Annotated in this window: 16 protein-coding genes; all 16 read right to left on the minus strand. The window is 34.6% G+C overall.

The window, feature by feature from the left end; genetic code table 11:
• Positions 1–179: 179 nt before the first annotated feature.
• The 16 genes from frr to flhA all read right to left on the minus strand — a co-directional run bounded on the left by frr (position 180) and on the right by flhA (position 14,915).
• The gene (gene frr, locus CD30_RS01555; RefSeq protein WP_036171562.1) at positions 180–737 is read right to left on the minus strand and encodes a ribosome recycling factor; all 558 of its coding nucleotides are present in this window, start codon (positions 735–737) and stop codon (positions 180–182) included.
• Positions 737–1,462 carry a UMP kinase gene (gene pyrH, locus CD30_RS01560; RefSeq protein ID WP_036171564.1) on the minus strand — a complete coding sequence of 242 codons (726 nt, stop codon included), beginning with the start codon at positions 1,460–1,462 and terminating at the stop codon, positions 737–739. Before pyrH ends, frr begins: the two co-directional genes overlap by 1 nt.
• 194 nt (positions 1,463–1,656) lie before the next feature.
• On the minus strand, positions 1,657–2,544 hold the full coding sequence (tsf, locus tag CD30_RS01565) for a translation elongation factor Ts (RefSeq protein ID WP_036171567.1): 888 nt from the start codon (positions 2,542–2,544) through the stop codon (positions 1,657–1,659).
• 178 nt (positions 2,545–2,722) lie between these two features.
• Positions 2,723–3,445 (minus strand): 30S ribosomal protein S2, encoded by a 723-nt coding sequence (gene rpsB, locus CD30_RS01570; RefSeq protein WP_036171570.1) that lies wholly within the window; start codon positions 3,443–3,445, stop codon positions 2,723–2,725.
• 341 nt (positions 3,446–3,786) lie between these two features.
• Positions 3,787–4,365, minus strand: a complete 579-nt coding sequence (locus CD30_RS01575) for a hypothetical protein (protein ID WP_036171573.1) — start codon at positions 4,363–4,365, stop codon at positions 3,787–3,789.
• A gap of 9 nt (positions 4,366–4,374) precedes the next feature.
• The gene (locus CD30_RS01580; protein WP_036171576.1) at positions 4,375–4,683 is read right to left on the minus strand and encodes a hypothetical protein; all 309 of its coding nucleotides are present in this window, start codon (positions 4,681–4,683) and stop codon (positions 4,375–4,377) included.
• A 36-nt stretch (positions 4,684–4,719) separates the two neighbouring features.
• Positions 4,720–5,487 carry a FliA/WhiG family RNA polymerase sigma factor gene (locus tag CD30_RS01585; protein ID WP_036171580.1) on the minus strand — a complete coding sequence of 256 codons (768 nt, stop codon included), beginning with the start codon at positions 5,485–5,487 and terminating at the stop codon, positions 4,720–4,722.
• Between the two features lie 168 nt (positions 5,488–5,655).
• Complete coding sequence (locus CD30_RS01590) at positions 5,656–6,024, minus strand: cytochrome b/b6 domain-containing protein (protein ID WP_052126010.1); 369 nt, start codon at positions 6,022–6,024, stop codon at positions 5,656–5,658.
• A complete protein-coding gene (locus tag CD30_RS01595; protein ID WP_036171583.1) occupies positions 6,021–6,518 on the minus strand; it encodes a chemotaxis protein CheD in 498 nt (165 codons plus the stop codon). Before CD30_RS01595 ends, CD30_RS01590 begins: the two co-directional genes overlap by 4 nt.
• Before the next feature lies 1 nt (position 6,519).
• The gene (locus CD30_RS01600; protein WP_036171585.1) at positions 6,520–7,143 is read right to left on the minus strand and encodes a chemotaxis protein CheC; all 624 of its coding nucleotides are present in this window, start codon (positions 7,141–7,143) and stop codon (positions 6,520–6,522) included.
• 38 nt (positions 7,144–7,181) lie between these two features.
• Positions 7,182–7,628, minus strand: a complete 447-nt coding sequence (locus CD30_RS01605) for a chemotaxis protein CheW (RefSeq protein ID WP_036171589.1) — start codon at positions 7,626–7,628, stop codon at positions 7,182–7,184.
• A gap of 25 nt (positions 7,629–7,653) precedes the next feature.
• Positions 7,654–9,723 carry a chemotaxis protein CheA gene (locus CD30_RS01610; RefSeq protein ID WP_036171592.1) on the minus strand — a complete coding sequence of 690 codons (2,070 nt, stop codon included), beginning with the start codon at positions 9,721–9,723 and terminating at the stop codon, positions 7,654–7,656.
• A gap of 18 nt (positions 9,724–9,741) precedes the next feature.
• Complete coding sequence (locus CD30_RS01615; RefSeq protein ID WP_036171595.1) at positions 9,742–10,872, minus strand: protein-glutamate methylesterase/protein-glutamine glutaminase; 1,131 nt, start codon at positions 10,870–10,872, stop codon at positions 9,742–9,744.
• Positions 10,873–10,876: 4 nt separating this feature from the next.
• Positions 10,877–11,746 carry a MinD/ParA family protein gene (locus CD30_RS01620; protein WP_036171596.1) on the minus strand — a complete coding sequence of 290 codons (870 nt, stop codon included), beginning with the start codon at positions 11,744–11,746 and terminating at the stop codon, positions 10,877–10,879.
• Positions 11,743–12,885, minus strand: coding sequence for a flagellar biosynthesis protein FlhF (gene flhF / locus CD30_RS01625; protein ID WP_036171600.1), 1,143 nt, complete (start codon positions 12,883–12,885; stop codon positions 11,743–11,745). Before flhF ends, CD30_RS01620 begins: the two co-directional genes overlap by 4 nt.
• Positions 12,882–14,915: a flagellar biosynthesis protein FlhA gene (gene flhA, locus CD30_RS01630; RefSeq protein WP_036171603.1), complete on the minus strand. Its 2,034-nt coding sequence runs from the start codon at positions 14,913–14,915 to the stop codon at positions 12,882–12,884. Before flhA ends, flhF begins: the two co-directional genes overlap by 4 nt.
• Positions 14,916–14,938: the final 23 nt, after the last annotated feature.

Below are 14,938 nucleotides of genomic sequence, written 5' to 3' on the forward strand. Positions count from 1 at the left end.
TATAAAAATAAATTTATGTATGTTATTAAAAATTTCATTTCTGAAATAAAAAGACGTCCTTTATGACAGGACGTCTTTAGTGACATAAAGTTCATTCAAAATCTGTACAAGCCCATATAACTCGTTTCAATAAAATTCATATTTACATTTACCGTAATAGGAGAATGTCACTATATGAACTATACTGAAAGGATTTCTTTTTCCTTATCTTTTGCAACTTCGTCAATTTTTGTGATGAATTGATCCGTTAGTTTTTGAATATCATCATTATATCCACGTAAGTCGTCTTCTGTAATTTCACCATTTTTCTCCAATTTTTTCAAATCGTCATTTGCATCACGGCGAACATTACGAATTGCAACCTTTGCTTCTTCCGCTTCTTTTTTTACTACTTTAACTAATTCTTTACGACGCTCTTCTGTTAAAGCTGGAATTGTTAAACGAATTACACTACCATCATTTGTTGGAGTGATTCCAATGTCGGATTTCATAATTGCTTTTTCAATTTCACCTAGAATCGATTTATCATATGGTGTAATGACTAAAAGTCTAGCTTCTGGTACAGCAACACCAGCTAATTGGTTAATTGGCGTTGGTGCACCATAATAGTCTACAGTAATGCGGTCTAAAAGTGATGCATTTGCACGTCCAGCGCGAATTGATGCTAATTCACGAGTAAATGCAGAGATAGACTTATTCATTTTTTCTTTTGCTTGTTCCAAAACTTGTTTTGTCATTATACATTCCTCCTAACAACTGTCCCTATTTTATCACCAAGAACGGCACGTTTAATATTACCTTTTTCCATAATTGAGAATACTATTAATGGGATATCATTGTCCATACATAAAGTGGAAGCTGTTGAATCCATTACCTGTAATCCTTTTTGAATGACCTCTAAATAAGTAAGAGTGTCATATTTTACAGCATTTTCATCTGTTTTTGGATCCGCAGAGTAAACACCATCTACATTGTTTTTCGCCATTAAAATAGCCTCTGCATCAATCTCAGCTGCACGTAGAGCTGCTGTTGTGTCTGTTGAGAAGAATGGGTTACCTGTACCTGCCGCAAAAATAACTACACGTTTTTTCTCTAAATGACGTACTGCTTTACGACGAATGTATGGCTCAGCAACTTGTGTCATCACAATGGAAGACTGTACACGAGTTTCAATTTCTAATTTTTCAAGAGCATCTTGTAATGCTAATGAATTCATTACTGTTGCAAGCATTCCCATATAATCGGCTGAAGCACGGTCCATTCCCATTTCGCTTCCAACTTTTCCGCGCCAAATATTACCACCACCAACTACTACTGCAACTTCAACTCCTAAATCTACAACACCTTTAATATCTTCAGCAACTGACTTAATAATTTTTGGTGATAATCCGAAACCAGCTTCACCTGCTAATGCTTCCCCACTTATTTTAATCACTACTCGTTTGTACTGTGGCACACTCATTGTAATCCTCCGATACTCGTTAAATTTAAAGGAATTCTCCTAAAAATGCATACGCTTTTTCTGTAAAACCCGCATATTATCCATTAAGATTGAACTCAATATAATTTTAATGCGTATGTATATGTCTTTTCTTGAAAAATAGGGAACACGGTAATGTGCTCCCTATTTTTACATTATTAACGTTAGTTTTAAAATTAGTTATTTCCTTTAACTTGGCTCATAACTTCTTCTGCAAAGTTATCTTCGCGTTTTTCGATACCTTCACCAACAGCAAAACGAACGAATGAAGTTACGTTACCACCAGTTGATTTAACGAAATCACGAACTTTTTGATCTGAGTTTTTAACGAAAGTTTGATCAAGTAAACAGATTTCTTCGAAGAATTTACCAAGGCGACCTTCAACCATTTTAGCAACGATATTTTCTGGTTTACCTTCGTTTAATGCTTGTTCTGTTAACACTTTACGTTCACGTTCGATTTCTTCTTGAGAAACTTCGTCACGAGAAACATATTTAGGGTTAATAGCAGCAATGTGCATAGCTACGTCTTTTGCAGCAGCTTCATCAGTTGATCCTTCTAGAACAACTAATACACCAATACGTCCACCCATGTGTAAGTAAGAACCGAATGCATCTGCATCAGTTTTTGTTTTGATTTCAAAACGACGAAGAGTAATTTTTTCACCGATTGTCGCAACAGCAGATGAAATTTGATCTGCAATTTTAACGCCTTCAGCATTTGAAATTTCTAAAGCCGCTTCTACAGATTCAGGTTTTGCAGCAAGTAATTGCTCTGCAAGATTTGATACTAATACTTGGAATTTATCGTTTTTCGCAACAAAGTCAGTTTCAGCATTAACCTCAAGGATAATCGCTTCATTACCTTTAGATAAAATGTAAGTAGTACCTTCTGCAGCAATACGGTCTGCTTTTTTAGCAGCTGATGATAAACCTTTTTCACGTAAGAAGTCGATTGCAGCGTCAATGTCACCATTTGTTTCTACAAGCGCTTTTTTACAGTCCATCATACCTGCGCCAGTTTTTTCGCGAAGTTCTTTTACTAATTGTGCAGTAATTGCCATTGGGGTATTTCCTCCTTAAGATTGTACATAGTTTGACAAATTAATTTAATTTATTTTTAGACTTTTGGATTCGTTTATGTGGGTTTTATAAAAAAACGGAGAACTTACGAATACTTTAGCCTAAATTTCTTAAAAAAAGGTGATAAGGGGAACATCCACTTATCACCTTATTAGTGAATTACTCAGCTACTACTTCTTCAGCTGCTGGAGCTTCAGATTCACCTTGTTTAGACTCGATTAGAGCATCAGCCATTTTAGCAGTTAAAAGTTTAACAGCGCGGATAGCATCATCGTTTGCAGGAATTACGTAGTCGATTTCATCTGGATCACAGTTTGTATCAACAATACCTACGATAGGAATATTTAATTTACGAGCTTCTGCCACAGCAATACGTTCTTTGCGTGGGTCAACTACGAACATTACATCCGGAATATCAGTCATATCACGAATACCGCCTAAGAATTTAACAAGACGTTCGTGTTCTTTTTTAAGTTGAATAACTTCTTTTTTAGGAAGTACAGCGAAAGTACCGTCTTCTTCCATTTTTTCGATTGCTTTCATACGAGCAACACGTTTTTGGATTGTACCGAAGTTTGTTAAAGTACCACCTAACCAACGTTGGTTGATGAAGTAGTTACCAGAGCGAATTGCTTCCTCTTCGATAGCTTCTTGAGCTTGTTTTTTAGTACCAACAAATAGTACTTTACCGCCATCTTGACCAACTTGGCGCATGAAGTCATAAGCTTCTTCTAGCTTCTTAACCGTTTTTTGTAAATCGATAATATAGATACCGTTACGTTCTACAAAAATGTATTTTTTCATTTTTGGATTCCAACGGCGAGTTTGGTGACCGAAATGTACACCAGCTTCTAGTAATTGTTTCATTGAAATTACTGACATGTGTGTTTCCTCCTAATGTTTTGGTTTTTTCCCTCCGCAATTTTCATTTGTAACAAGCAACTTTTATGACTAAAAGCACCACTTACTACATCAAATTGCGTGTGTTTTATCAAATTCGCCTTGGCGTATTTGCCGCCCAGATTTTTTCGAGCCCGCTCGAAAATTTACCTTTAAAAATCTGTGGCATCCGCCGGAGGCATTTAACTTCATACGCCTACAACTTTGAGAAGCAGTCGGCTTCTGTTTCCGCCTCAAATTTATGACACAAGTAACATTTTAAATGAAGTTAATTTAACACCAATTGATAATATAACATACTCTATAATTTGCTGCAAGGAATTTTAAGTATTGAATTTAATTAATAATTCAATTTCAGTTTTCCCTTTGTTTGTTAGTTTAGCTATTTCTTCAATTGATTTGCCTTCACCACGTAATGTCATTACTTGTTGCTCAAATGAGATAGGCGTTTCTTCTTGATTTGACACTTTATCTTCATTTTTATTTTTAGGCTCTACTGAAGGATTTTTATATTTATTATAAGCATTTTGAACAATCGCTTTTGGTACTTGAATCTTATTTTCTAGTGGAAGGTCAAGTGAATTAGGCTCTACTTTTTCACTTTTAGTTAAAGCTTTTTCATCGAATGTTGCTGCTACTTGACTTATACTATTTTGAGCTTCGGCAATTTTAGTTTGAACAACTTTTCCATTTTTTAAAGTTGAAAGCTCTTGAATTAAACGATCATTCTCTTCTTTCATTTCTACTAAATACAAGCCGATTGTATCTTCCATTTCCCGAAGCAATTGATTTTGTTTTACTTCTAAATCTTGAAATTTTGCAACCTTGGCATTTAATATTGCAATTAAATAAAAGCATAATAACTGCGAAACTATAAGTAATACTACTAAAATTGTTATCATTTGTATCTCCTATCCACTGAAATCTATAAAATGCCCTTTGTATGGATGCTCAGCTTCTTTTTCCTGCTGATTATTCTTTTTTTGATGATTTTGTTTTTGTGTAGAATCTTGATTGCCTTTATTCTGATCATCATCGGAGATTTTGTCAGTTGGTTCAGAATCATTTACTGTAGTCTGTTTACGTTCTAATTCTTTTTTTAAAGCTTCATGGGCATTTAATTGCTGTTGGATAACATTTTGTTGATGTTGTTCCGATAGTTTTCCTGCATCCATTGTTTTAGGAATAGCAATCTGCAGTTCTACACCCTTTAAACTCATAAATAAATGAACCTCCTACACCTGTAAGACTACCTCTTACACATTTATCATTTCCGAATTTAACAAATTCCTTAGCTTGAACAATGCTTTTGAATGAATCTGTGATATACGTGATGTTGATAAATTTAGAAATTCTCCAATTTCAGTTAACGTCATTTCTTCTGTGTAAAATAAACTTAAAACCAGTTGCTCTTTTTCATTTAAGTTTCGAATATTTTTTTCTAAGTCATCTAAAAGTTCAGAAAAAATAGCACTTTGTTCTGGAGTTTTCGTATGTTCATCTCTTATAACAAACTCTTTACCTTCTGCATCATCTTGATCCTGCTGTTCATTGATAGAAAGAACATTTGAGAAAAAGTATTCTTGTACAGTTTGATATATTTCATCTACTGGAACTTCCATATGTTCAGCTACCTCTTCTGGTGTTACATGACGCATAAGCTGCTGCTCTAATTTTTCAATTTGTGCTTCCATTTTTTTTGCTTTATCTCTAGCAGAACGTGGTAGCCAATCTTCTTTTCTTAAACCATCTATAATGGCACCTCTTACTCGAAAAGATGCATATGTATCAAATTTCAAATCTCTATTTATGTCAAATTTATTGAGTGCATCAAATAGCCCCATCATCCCTAAACTAGTTAGCTCATCCTTAGAAACATTTTTAGGTAATCCTGAACTGATTCTTTGCACATGATAGGAAACGAGTGATTTATATTTTTTTATTAAAATATCACCTGCTTGCGGATCACGATTTTGAATCCAGCTATTCCAAATTTTTTGTTCATCATAAGTTGGTTGTCCCATCGAATCCACCTCTCTAATTCGCGCAAAAGTTCTATCAACATTATATCAAATAATCGACAAAAAAACACACGCATCTATATAACTAAATATTGAGAGTTTCTACTAAATTTTCGGCAAAACATAAGAAAAAAGAGCCGTTTTCAGACTCTTATTTCAAAGTTTTCTATTTTATTGAGGAACTTTGACATCATTATCCATCATCATGCGAACAATATTGGCAATCTCTTCTGGATTATCTAATTCGTCCTTAGCGCTTGTATGATGATTATTTGATACATCTTGAAGTGCGTTTGAATTGTCATTGTCATTTATCGTCTGTTGAGGATGATGCTCAAAAATACTGTCCTCGGGAGTATACATTATGTAACCAAAAATATAACGAAATATATACATTACAAAAAATCCAACTAATGCAAATATAAACGATCCAATTAATATATTCAGTGGTGAGTATGGTTTTTGGAAAGTGAGAAGAAAATATAATGAAAATGAAATTAATGCCGCCCAAAAATTTAGTAATATGGAACCAACCATCATATTTCACTCACTCCTTGATTAACTGTACGTATATTTAACATACATGTAGTGGGGTTAAATTCTATCGTTCTTCCACTGTTTCCTCCAGTATCCTCTGCAACGATTGGGATACCAAATTTTTTCAACTCTGTTTTTACAGCTTCAACATTTCGAGGCCCTATTCTCATCGAATCTTTATCCGTTGTAAATCGAAACATTTGGGCCCCTCCTGCAATTTTTGCTTTCAAACGAAATGGTTGAACTCCTTCTAGCTTTAACATGTCAATTAATCCTTTTATACCTGTGTCAGCAAATTTAGCTTCATTTATAGTATCTGTCTTCCCTAGACTTGAGTCTGGTAACATTACATGAACTAGTCCCGCTATTTTCTTCGATTCATCGTATAATACAACTCCCACACACGAACCAAGTCCAGAAGTTCTAATTGTATTAGGTTCTTTTACTACATCCATTTGGGCAATTCCAACTTTAATTACTTGGTTTGAAAGGTTCATTTTAAGCTATACCTAAAGCTTTAAATATAGCTTTAAATGATTCAGGATCAGGTAATAAAAAGAAATGCCCACGAACTTCTTCGGAGTCTTCATGCTCGTCTTCAAAAATGGATGTATTAATAACAATGACATTATCGCTTACTTGTGATATTTCAATTAAACCGATGCTAATAATTGCTCCAAACATATCAACAGAAAGCCCTGGTACTGTTGGATATATTTTTAAACCAGTAAAGTCTGATAAAGCGGATAAATAAGATCCTGATAATATATTTCCCATCTCTTGCATGGCAGATAACCCGAGCTCAGAAACAGGATTATCATGGAAGTCGAAGCTATCATCATTTATTAATCTTTTAATAAAACGATTCGCTTGCTCAATTGGTAAAATGAAAAACATACTTCCTTCTGCATCACCTTCGATTCGAAGAAAAATGCCAACTACTACTGTCTCTGGCCCACCAGCTAGATCCATCATATCGTTAAAATTGACCATCTCAACTTTTGGGACTCTCATATCAATTTTTTTTCCCAGTAAATCAGAAAGAGCTGTTGCTGCATGAGCAGCTCCAATGTTACCAATTTCCTTGAGAACATCTAAATGAATAGAAGTTATTTTACTCATACTTTTATCCCTACTTTTATTTATTCGAGCAATAACACTTATCTTTCTGGATTTAGTACCTTATCTAATTGTAATAAAATTAGTAAGCGATTTTCGATTTTTGCAACTCCAGAAATAAAATCCACTTCAATTGAACCGACTACATTAGGCTGATGTTCAATTGCACTTAAAGGGATATCAATTACATCATTTGCTGAGTCAACAACGAAACCGACTTCCATTTCATCAAGCGTCACGATAATAATTCGAGTTGAATCAACATATCCGGAAGCAGGTAGGTCAAATCGTTCGCGTAAATCAATAATCGGCGTTACAACTCCTCGAAGATTAATAACACCTTTTACATACTTTGCAGCCTTTGGTACTCGTGTTATATGCATTAGTTTCTCAATGCCTTGAATATTTGAAACGGGTATCGCATATTCTTTATCGGCTAATTTGAAAATTATCACTTTTATATATTCTTGATCAACTAAACTCGTCATCTCTATTACACCTCTTCCGATATCTTTATTTCATTAATGCGTTACAGTCTACAATTAAGGCTACTTTACCGTTTCCTAAAATCGTAGCACCTGAAATAGCAAAAATATTTGTTAAGTAGTTACCTAAGGATTTCAAAACGATTTCTTGTTGGCCAATAAATGAATCAACTACTAACCCTGCAAGCTTTTCTCCTTTACGAACAATAACAATTGATTGATATTCATCATCAATCGCATTTTCTCTAGGTACTTCAAATACTTCTTCAAGATAAACGAGAGGTACAACCTTCCCTCTAAAGTCGATAACTTTTTGATTATGTGCATTAAGAATATCAGATTTCTTAATAATTGAAGTTTCGATAATCGAAGAAAGAGGAATTGCATAAATCTCTTGTTCTATTTCAACTAGCATTACTGAAATAATCGATAACGTTAATGGCAATTGTATAGAAAATATGGAACCAACATCTTGCGTCGATTCAATGGAAATACTACCGCCTAATGATTCGATTGTTGTTTTTACAACGTCAAGTCCAACTCCACGACCTGAAATATCAGAAATTACTTCTGCTGTCGAGAAACCAGATGCTAATATTAATTCATTAATTTGTTTATCTGTTAAAGAGTTCGCACTTTCTTTTGTAACAATTCCTTTTGAAATAGCTTTTTCAAGTACTCTATCTTTATTAATACCAGCGCCATCATCTTCAATTTCGATAAATACATAGTTACCACTATGGTAAGCACGTAATACTACCGTTCCTTCTTCAGGTTTTCCTTTAGCGCGACGCACTTCTGGACTTTCAATACCATGATCAAGAGAATTTCGTATTAAATGAACTAACGGATCTCCAATTTCATCAATTACAGTACGATCTAGTTCCGTTTCTGCACCGATGATTTCTAGATTAATTTTTTTATGTAAATCACGTGATAATGAGCGAACCATTTTAGGGAAACGGTTAAATACTGTGTCGACAGGTACCATGCGCATTGTAAGAACAATGTTTTGTAAGTCACCCATTGTACGACTCATACGTTCAACCGTTTCATTTAACTCACCATGATTTACTTCTGTTGAAATAGATTGTAAACGTCCTCTATCAATCACTAATTCTTCAAATAGATTCATTAGGATATCTAAACGTTCAATACTTACACGAATTGTTTTACTTGCTGCATGTTGGTTTGTTTTAGAGCCATTAGATGGTGCTTTTGTTTGATTATTTGCCTCTGGTTTTGGATTATTTTCAATCACAACAGGTTTTTCTGCTACTTCTACAGATGTTGGCTCATCATGCGTTATTTCAGTTGCTGAATTGGCAAATAGCTCCTGTGATAGCTTCGTTACAATAACACTATCAACCTCTGAAACTTTCATTATTTTCTTTTGAATTTCTTCAGCACTTTCTTTCGTTAATAAAGCAACTTGAAATTGTTGATCAAATTTTTCTTCTTCTAATTGATCGACAGTTGGAACGGACTTAATCACATCTCCGCTTTTTTCTAAAATATCAAAGACCATAAATACACGTGCTGCTTTAAGCAAACAGTCTTCTCTTAAAGAAACTGCAATCTCATAAGCATTAATTTCTTGTTCAGACGATTGTTGTAATACTGTTTTTTCATAATCATCATATTGTAATTTAGGGAGCGTCGTTGCTTCCGTTACAGTTATGGCAACCTCTTCCTTTGCTTGAATCGCTTGAATAGGCTGTCCACTTTCTATTGCCTTTAATTTCTCAACAGTTACTTTTACATCACGTTTCCCATCGCCACCATCAGCAATGTCCATAATCATTGCTTCTAGATGATCAACTGACTCAAACACTACGTCAAGAATTTCAGAATTAACACTTATTTTATGGTTTCGAATTGCATCTAAAACATTTTCCATTTTATGTGTTAAATCTGCCAAATCTTCATAACCCATTGTTGCTGACATACCTTTTAATGTATGGGCGGAGCGAAAAATTTCATTTACAATTGCGATATCTTCTGGATTCTTCTCTAATTCTAATAAATTATCACTACAAGACTGTAAATGTTCTTTACTTTCTTCAATGAACATTTCTAAATATTGATTCATTTCCATGCAAGACCACACTCCCTATTAAGACAAATATTTCATAATCACACCTGCAATATCATCTACATCTGCTATTTCGTCAACTAGATTTGTTTCTACTGCAGCTTTTGGCATACCATAAACAATACAAGTTTCCTGTGACTCAGCAATTGCAACAACATTACCATTTTGTTTTAAGGCTTTTAAGCCCTTTGAACCATCATAGCCCATCCCTGTCATAATGACAGCAATTTTATCAAAGTCGTTAAATCGACTTACTTCCTCAAACATGACATCCACGGCAGGTCTATGGCCTAAACGTGGCGGTTCTGTTTGATCTAATACAATCTCTAAATTTTTACCAACCTTGCGTAGTTTAAGATGATATCCACCCGGTGATATATAAGCTGTCCCATTTTGAATCGTTTCACCATGCTCTGCTTCTTTTACTGAAATGCTACTAAGATGATTTAATCTTTCAGATAGAGATTTTGTAAATCCAGGTGGCATGTGCTGTACGATTAATATTGGTGCATTAATCGATTTAGGTAATTTTGTAATAACTTCTTGTAATGCACGAGGTCCACCTGTTGATGTTCCAATTAATACAATTTTTTTTGAGGTTTTACTCCAATTAGTACGAATTGGTCGGTCCACCTTTTGTTGTAACGGTTGCTGTAGTTCATGACCTCGCGTAAAACTTTTAATGTTCGTTTCCATTTCTCGGGATGCTTTATTTACTACAGTTTTTTTTAATTTAGCAACAGATACTTGCGCAGCTTGTTGAACTTTATGGATTACTTCATCCTTGATTTTGTGTAAATCAAGGGATATAGCCCCACTTGGTTTTGCAACAAAATCTACTGCACCCTTTTCCATTGCTGTAATCGTGGCTTCTGCCCCTTGCTGAGTTGAGCTTGACAACATAATTACCGGTACTGGACATACATCCATAATTTCAGTTAATGCTTCAAGGCCATTCATGACCGGCATTTCTACATCCATTGTGACAACATCTGGCTTTAATTGCTGAATTTTCTTAATGGCATCTAATCCATTGCGGGCTGTTCCAATTACTTCTACACTCGATTGGTCAATAAAAAAATCTGAAATTAACTTTCTCATGAACGCAGAATCATCCACAATTAACAGCCTACTTTTTTTCGAAGAGTCCATTAACTTAACCACGCCCTTTCGAAAAGATACTTCTTAATTTTGTTAAAAAAGTATTTGTAGTTGGCGCATAAACTTCATCCTTTTGGTGATGAATGAACCGTGAAACCATTTCATTTAATGTCTTTGTAATAGGAGCATTCGGATAACCGATTGAAAAAGGCGTTTGACTTATAACTGATTTCCGAACACACTCATCCTCGGGTAATGCACCTAAAACATTGATATCTTTTGATAAAAATTTACTCATTGTACTTTTCAATCTATCAGCAGTATCGCGGCCTTCTTCATTTGTAAAAGCTCTATTCACTACTAAATAGAAGGTTTTATTTTCATCTCTTATATGAATAAATTTCATCATCGAATACGCATCTGTTATTGACGTTGGTTCAGTAGTTGAAATAACAACGATCTCATTTATCGAAGCAAGTAAGTCTAATGACCACTGCGTCGCTCCTGCACCCATATCAAATAAAATATAATCATACGTTTTTTGTAATGTTTCAAACGCTTCAATTAAAGAATCAAACATTTTAGATGACCATTCGACTAAGGAAGTAAATCCAGAACCACCAGAAATATACTTTAAATTATATGGTCCTTCTAAAATAATTTGATCTAAAGTAGCACTACCTGATAAATAATCTTTTAGATTGTATTGGGCAGTTTTCCCAATCAAAATATTGACATTACCCATTCCGATATCCATATCAAGTATAACTACCTTTTTCCCTTGATTCGCCAACTGAATCGCAAAGTTTGTAGAAAAATTACTTTTCCCTACTCCACCCTTGCCACTAACAACAGCGATGGATCTTCCCAAAGTACCTTGACTTTCCATCATTTTCATTCTAAGTTTTTCGGCTTGATCTCTCATTTGAATTCACCTTGGAAAAATAAGTCTAGCAAAACATCTAGCTTTGCTTCCTGGATATCTTCAGGAACTTCTTGTCCATCTGTATAATAAGCTAGTCCTTTATTATATTTAATCATTAAATTGAAAATAGTGCCAATAGAATTTGTCTCGTCTATCTTGGTAAATATAAACTTTTCAATTGGTACATCATTAAATTGTTCAATAATAATTTCCATATCTTTTTCTTTAGAAGTTAGTGATAGGACTAAAAAGGATTCAGACATGTCTCTGAAGTCAATCAATTCCTTAATATCGCTTACATATTTTCCCTCTTTATAATTACGACCAGCAGTATCAATAAACACTAAATCAACATTCTCCATTTTTTGGACAGCTCTTTGATAATCCTGTGCATTATAAACAATTTCAAGAGGAGCTTGTAAAAGATTTGCATAGATTTTTAATTGTTCAATTGCCGCTATTCGATATGTATCTGTCGTGATAAATCCGATTCGTTTCTTCTTTTCTAAAACGGATCGAGCAGCCATTTTTGCAATTGTTGTCGTTTTCCCAACTCCAGTTGGGCCAAATACATTTATATATTTCTTTTCATAAGTTAAACCGCCAAATGAAAGCTTTTCTAATTTCACTCTTAACGATAGTTCAACTTGCTCCCACATTTGCTTTTGTGTCATTTGAGAATTTGAATTTTGATAATGCACAAAAAGCTCATCACTAATTTCGGTGATGAGCTCCTCACTAAGCTCTTGTTTTTTTAAGAATTGAACAATAGGTAAAAATAGTTCAGGGTATTGAGATTGCACTGATTGTCTTTGAATAGACTTCATCATTGATTTTAAATCTGCGAGTTCTTTTTTTAATACATCTGTTGAAGTTACTTTTTCATCCAATTTTGGTTGAGTAGTAGAAGCAGAAAGATTTAATCCCACTTCCAAATCAGGTAATTGCTCTACTTTTGGTTTTACTTCAATTTGATCTACACCAGCTAATACTTCAAAGTGCTTTTGTTTAATTAACCCAAATAGCTTTTTCGTTTCAACTACTTTTGAATTTATAATGACAGCATCTTCGCCTAGTTCTGCTCGTATTGATTTCATCGCTTCAGCAATGGAAGGAGCTATATATTTTTTCATTTTCATTCTACATTCACCACTCCAACACTTTGGATTTCAATGTTTGCGTCTAATTCGTTATAAGATAGAATCGGTATCTGTGGAAAATATCGTTCCGTTAATTGTCTTAAATACAATCGAATTGCAGGTGAGCATAAAATAATTGGCGATTGTTCCATATACGATACTCTTTCAACTTCTTTAGCAATTGACTCTAATACATTTTGCGAATCCTGTGGATTCATTGCCAAATAATTGCCATGTTCAGTTTGTTGAATACTATCTGCAATTAATTTTTCTAATTTCGCTGGAACTGTAATTACCTTTAAGGTTGGCCCGCCTAATCCATACTGAGCTGTAATTTGTCGAGCAAGGGCTTGTCTTACATATTCCGTTAAAATATCCGTATCACTTGTTAGTTTTGAATAATCCGCTAAAGTTTCAAAAATAATAGGTAGATTTCGTATTGAAACATTTTCTCTTAATAGTTTAGCCAATACTTTTTGAATTTCACCAATCGAAAGTGGCGTTGGTGTTAATTCTTCTACTAAAATTGGATAGCTTTCACGTAAATGATCAATTAATTGTTTTGTTTCTTGTCGACCTAATAATTCGTGTGCGTTTGCACGTATCATTTCAGTTAAATGAGTTGAAACGACACTCGGTGGATCTACCACTGTATAGCCAAGCATTTCAGCTTCTTCTTTTGTTTTTTCAGTAATCCATTTCGCCGGTAATCCAAAGGAAGGTTCAATCGTATCGATTCCTTCAATTGAATTATCATCGCCAGGGCTCATTGCTAAATAATGATCTAGAAGCAATTCACCTTTAGCCATTTCATTCCCTTTAATTTTAATGCGATATTCATTCGGTTGTAGTTGAATATTATCTCGAATACGTACAACTGGAATTACGATCCCTAGTTCAAGTGCTAATTGTCTACGAATCATAACAACCCGATCAAGTAAATCGCCACCCTGTGCTGCATCTACAAGTGGAATTAATCCATATCCAAACTCAAATTCAATTGGATCAACATTTAACAGGTTCACCACATTTTCTTGACTCTTCATCGTATCAGTAGCAACTTCTTCTTCGATTTCAAGCGCTTCTTCAGGTGTTTCTGTTTTCTTACGATCTGCTAAGTATGCTCCTAGTGCTAAAACAGCAGCAATCGGAAGAGTGATCCAGTCTGGAAGCGGCGTAAATAATCCTAATAATAGAATGGTACCCGCTGCAACATATAATAGTTTCGCCTGTGCAAATAATTGACTTGTAATATCATGTCCTAAATTGCCTTCAGAAGCTGCTCGTGTTACTACTAAACCTGTTGCCGTTGAGATAAGTAAGGCTGGAATTTGCGCTACAAGACCATCACCTACAGTTAACTTTGAGAAATGGCTTGCGGCATCATTTAATGTGTATCCTAATTGAGCCATACCGATAATCATACCGAATAGTAGGTTAATGAAAACCATAATGATTGAGGCAATGGCATCACCTTTTACGAATTTTGTTGCCCCATCCATGGCCCCATAAAAATCTGATTCACGAGAAACCTTGTCACGGCGTTCACGTGCTTCTTTTTCTGAGATCATCCCAGCATTTAAATCAGCATCGATACTCATTTGTTTACCTGGCATCGCATCCAAAGTGAAACGTGCTGCAACTTCAGCGACACGCTCTGAACCTTTTGTGATTACGATAAAGTTCACAATGACTAATAGCATGAAAATTACTAATCCGACTAATATATTTCCTCCAGTTACAAACTCACCAAAAGTTTCTACTACATCCCCTGCATCACCTTCTGCTAAAATCGCACGAGTTGTAGAAATACTTAACGCTAAACGGAAGAGAGTAAGTAACAATATGATTGAAGGGAAAATTGCAAAGTCCAATGCTTCTTTCATGTTCATTGCAGTTAATAGAACTAACAATGATAAAGTAATGTTAATAATAATTAAAAAACTTAGTAGCCATGTTGGAAGAGGGATTACAAGCATCGCTACAATTAAAATTACAACTGCTAACACACCAATGTCGCGAAATTTCATATAAGTCCCTCCTACTCTCTACT

The organism is Ureibacillus massiliensis 4400831 = CIP 108448 = CCUG 49529 (assembly GCF_000772965.1).
GTDB classification, from domain to species: Bacteria; Bacillota; Bacilli; order Bacillales_A; family Planococcaceae; genus Ureibacillus; species Ureibacillus massiliensis.

Excerpts from the sequence above, each read along its gene's own strand:
- frr (WP_036171562.1), bottom strand. The coding sequence starts at position 737 with ATGACAAAACAAGTTTTGGAACAAGCAAAAGAAAAAATGAATAAGTCT.
- pyrH (WP_036171564.1), bottom strand. The coding sequence starts at position 1,462 with ATGAGTGTGCCACAGTACAAACGAGTAGTGATTAAAATAAGTGGGGAA.
- tsf (WP_036171567.1), bottom strand. The coding sequence starts at position 2,544 with ATGGCAATTACTGCACAATTAGTAAAAGAACTTCGCGAAAAAACTGGC.
- flhF (WP_036171600.1), bottom strand. The coding sequence starts at position 12,885 with ATGAAAATGAAAAAATATATAGCTCCTTCCATTGCTGAAGCGATGAAA.
- CD30_RS01580 (WP_036171576.1), bottom strand. The coding sequence starts at position 4,683 with ATGAGTTTAAAGGGTGTAGAACTGCAGATTGCTATTCCTAAAACAATG.
- flhA (WP_036171603.1), bottom strand. The coding sequence starts at position 14,915 with ATGAAATTTCGCGACATTGGTGTGTTAGCAGTTGTAATTTTAATTGTA.
- CD30_RS01595 (WP_036171583.1), bottom strand. The coding sequence starts at position 6,518 with ATGAACCTTTCAAACCAAGTAATTAAAGTTGGAATTGCCCAAATGGAT.
- CD30_RS01605 (WP_036171589.1), bottom strand. The coding sequence starts at position 7,628 with ATGACGAGTTTAGTTGATCAAGAATATATAAAAGTGATAATTTTCAAA.
- CD30_RS01585 (WP_036171580.1), bottom strand. The coding sequence starts at position 5,487 with ATGGGACAACCAACTTATGATGAACAAAAAATTTGGAATAGCTGGATT.
- CD30_RS01590 (WP_052126010.1), bottom strand. The coding sequence starts at position 6,024 with ATGATGGTTGGTTCCATATTACTAAATTTTTGGGCGGCATTAATTTCA.
- rpsB (WP_036171570.1), bottom strand. The coding sequence starts at position 3,445 with ATGTCAGTAATTTCAATGAAACAATTACTAGAAGCTGGTGTACATTTC.
- CD30_RS01620 (WP_036171596.1), bottom strand. The coding sequence starts at position 11,746 with ATGAGAGATCAAGCCGAAAAACTTAGAATGAAAATGATGGAAAGTCAA.
- CD30_RS01600 (WP_036171585.1), bottom strand. The coding sequence starts at position 7,143 with ATGAGTAAAATAACTTCTATTCATTTAGATGTTCTCAAGGAAATTGGT.
- CD30_RS01615 (WP_036171595.1), bottom strand. The coding sequence starts at position 10,872 with ATGGACTCTTCGAAAAAAAGTAGGCTGTTAATTGTGGATGATTCTGCG.
- CD30_RS01610 (WP_036171592.1), bottom strand. The coding sequence starts at position 9,723 with ATGGAAATGAATCAATATTTAGAAATGTTCATTGAAGAAAGTAAAGAA.
- CD30_RS01575 (WP_036171573.1), bottom strand. The coding sequence starts at position 4,365 with ATGATAACAATTTTAGTAGTATTACTTATAGTTTCGCAGTTATTATGC.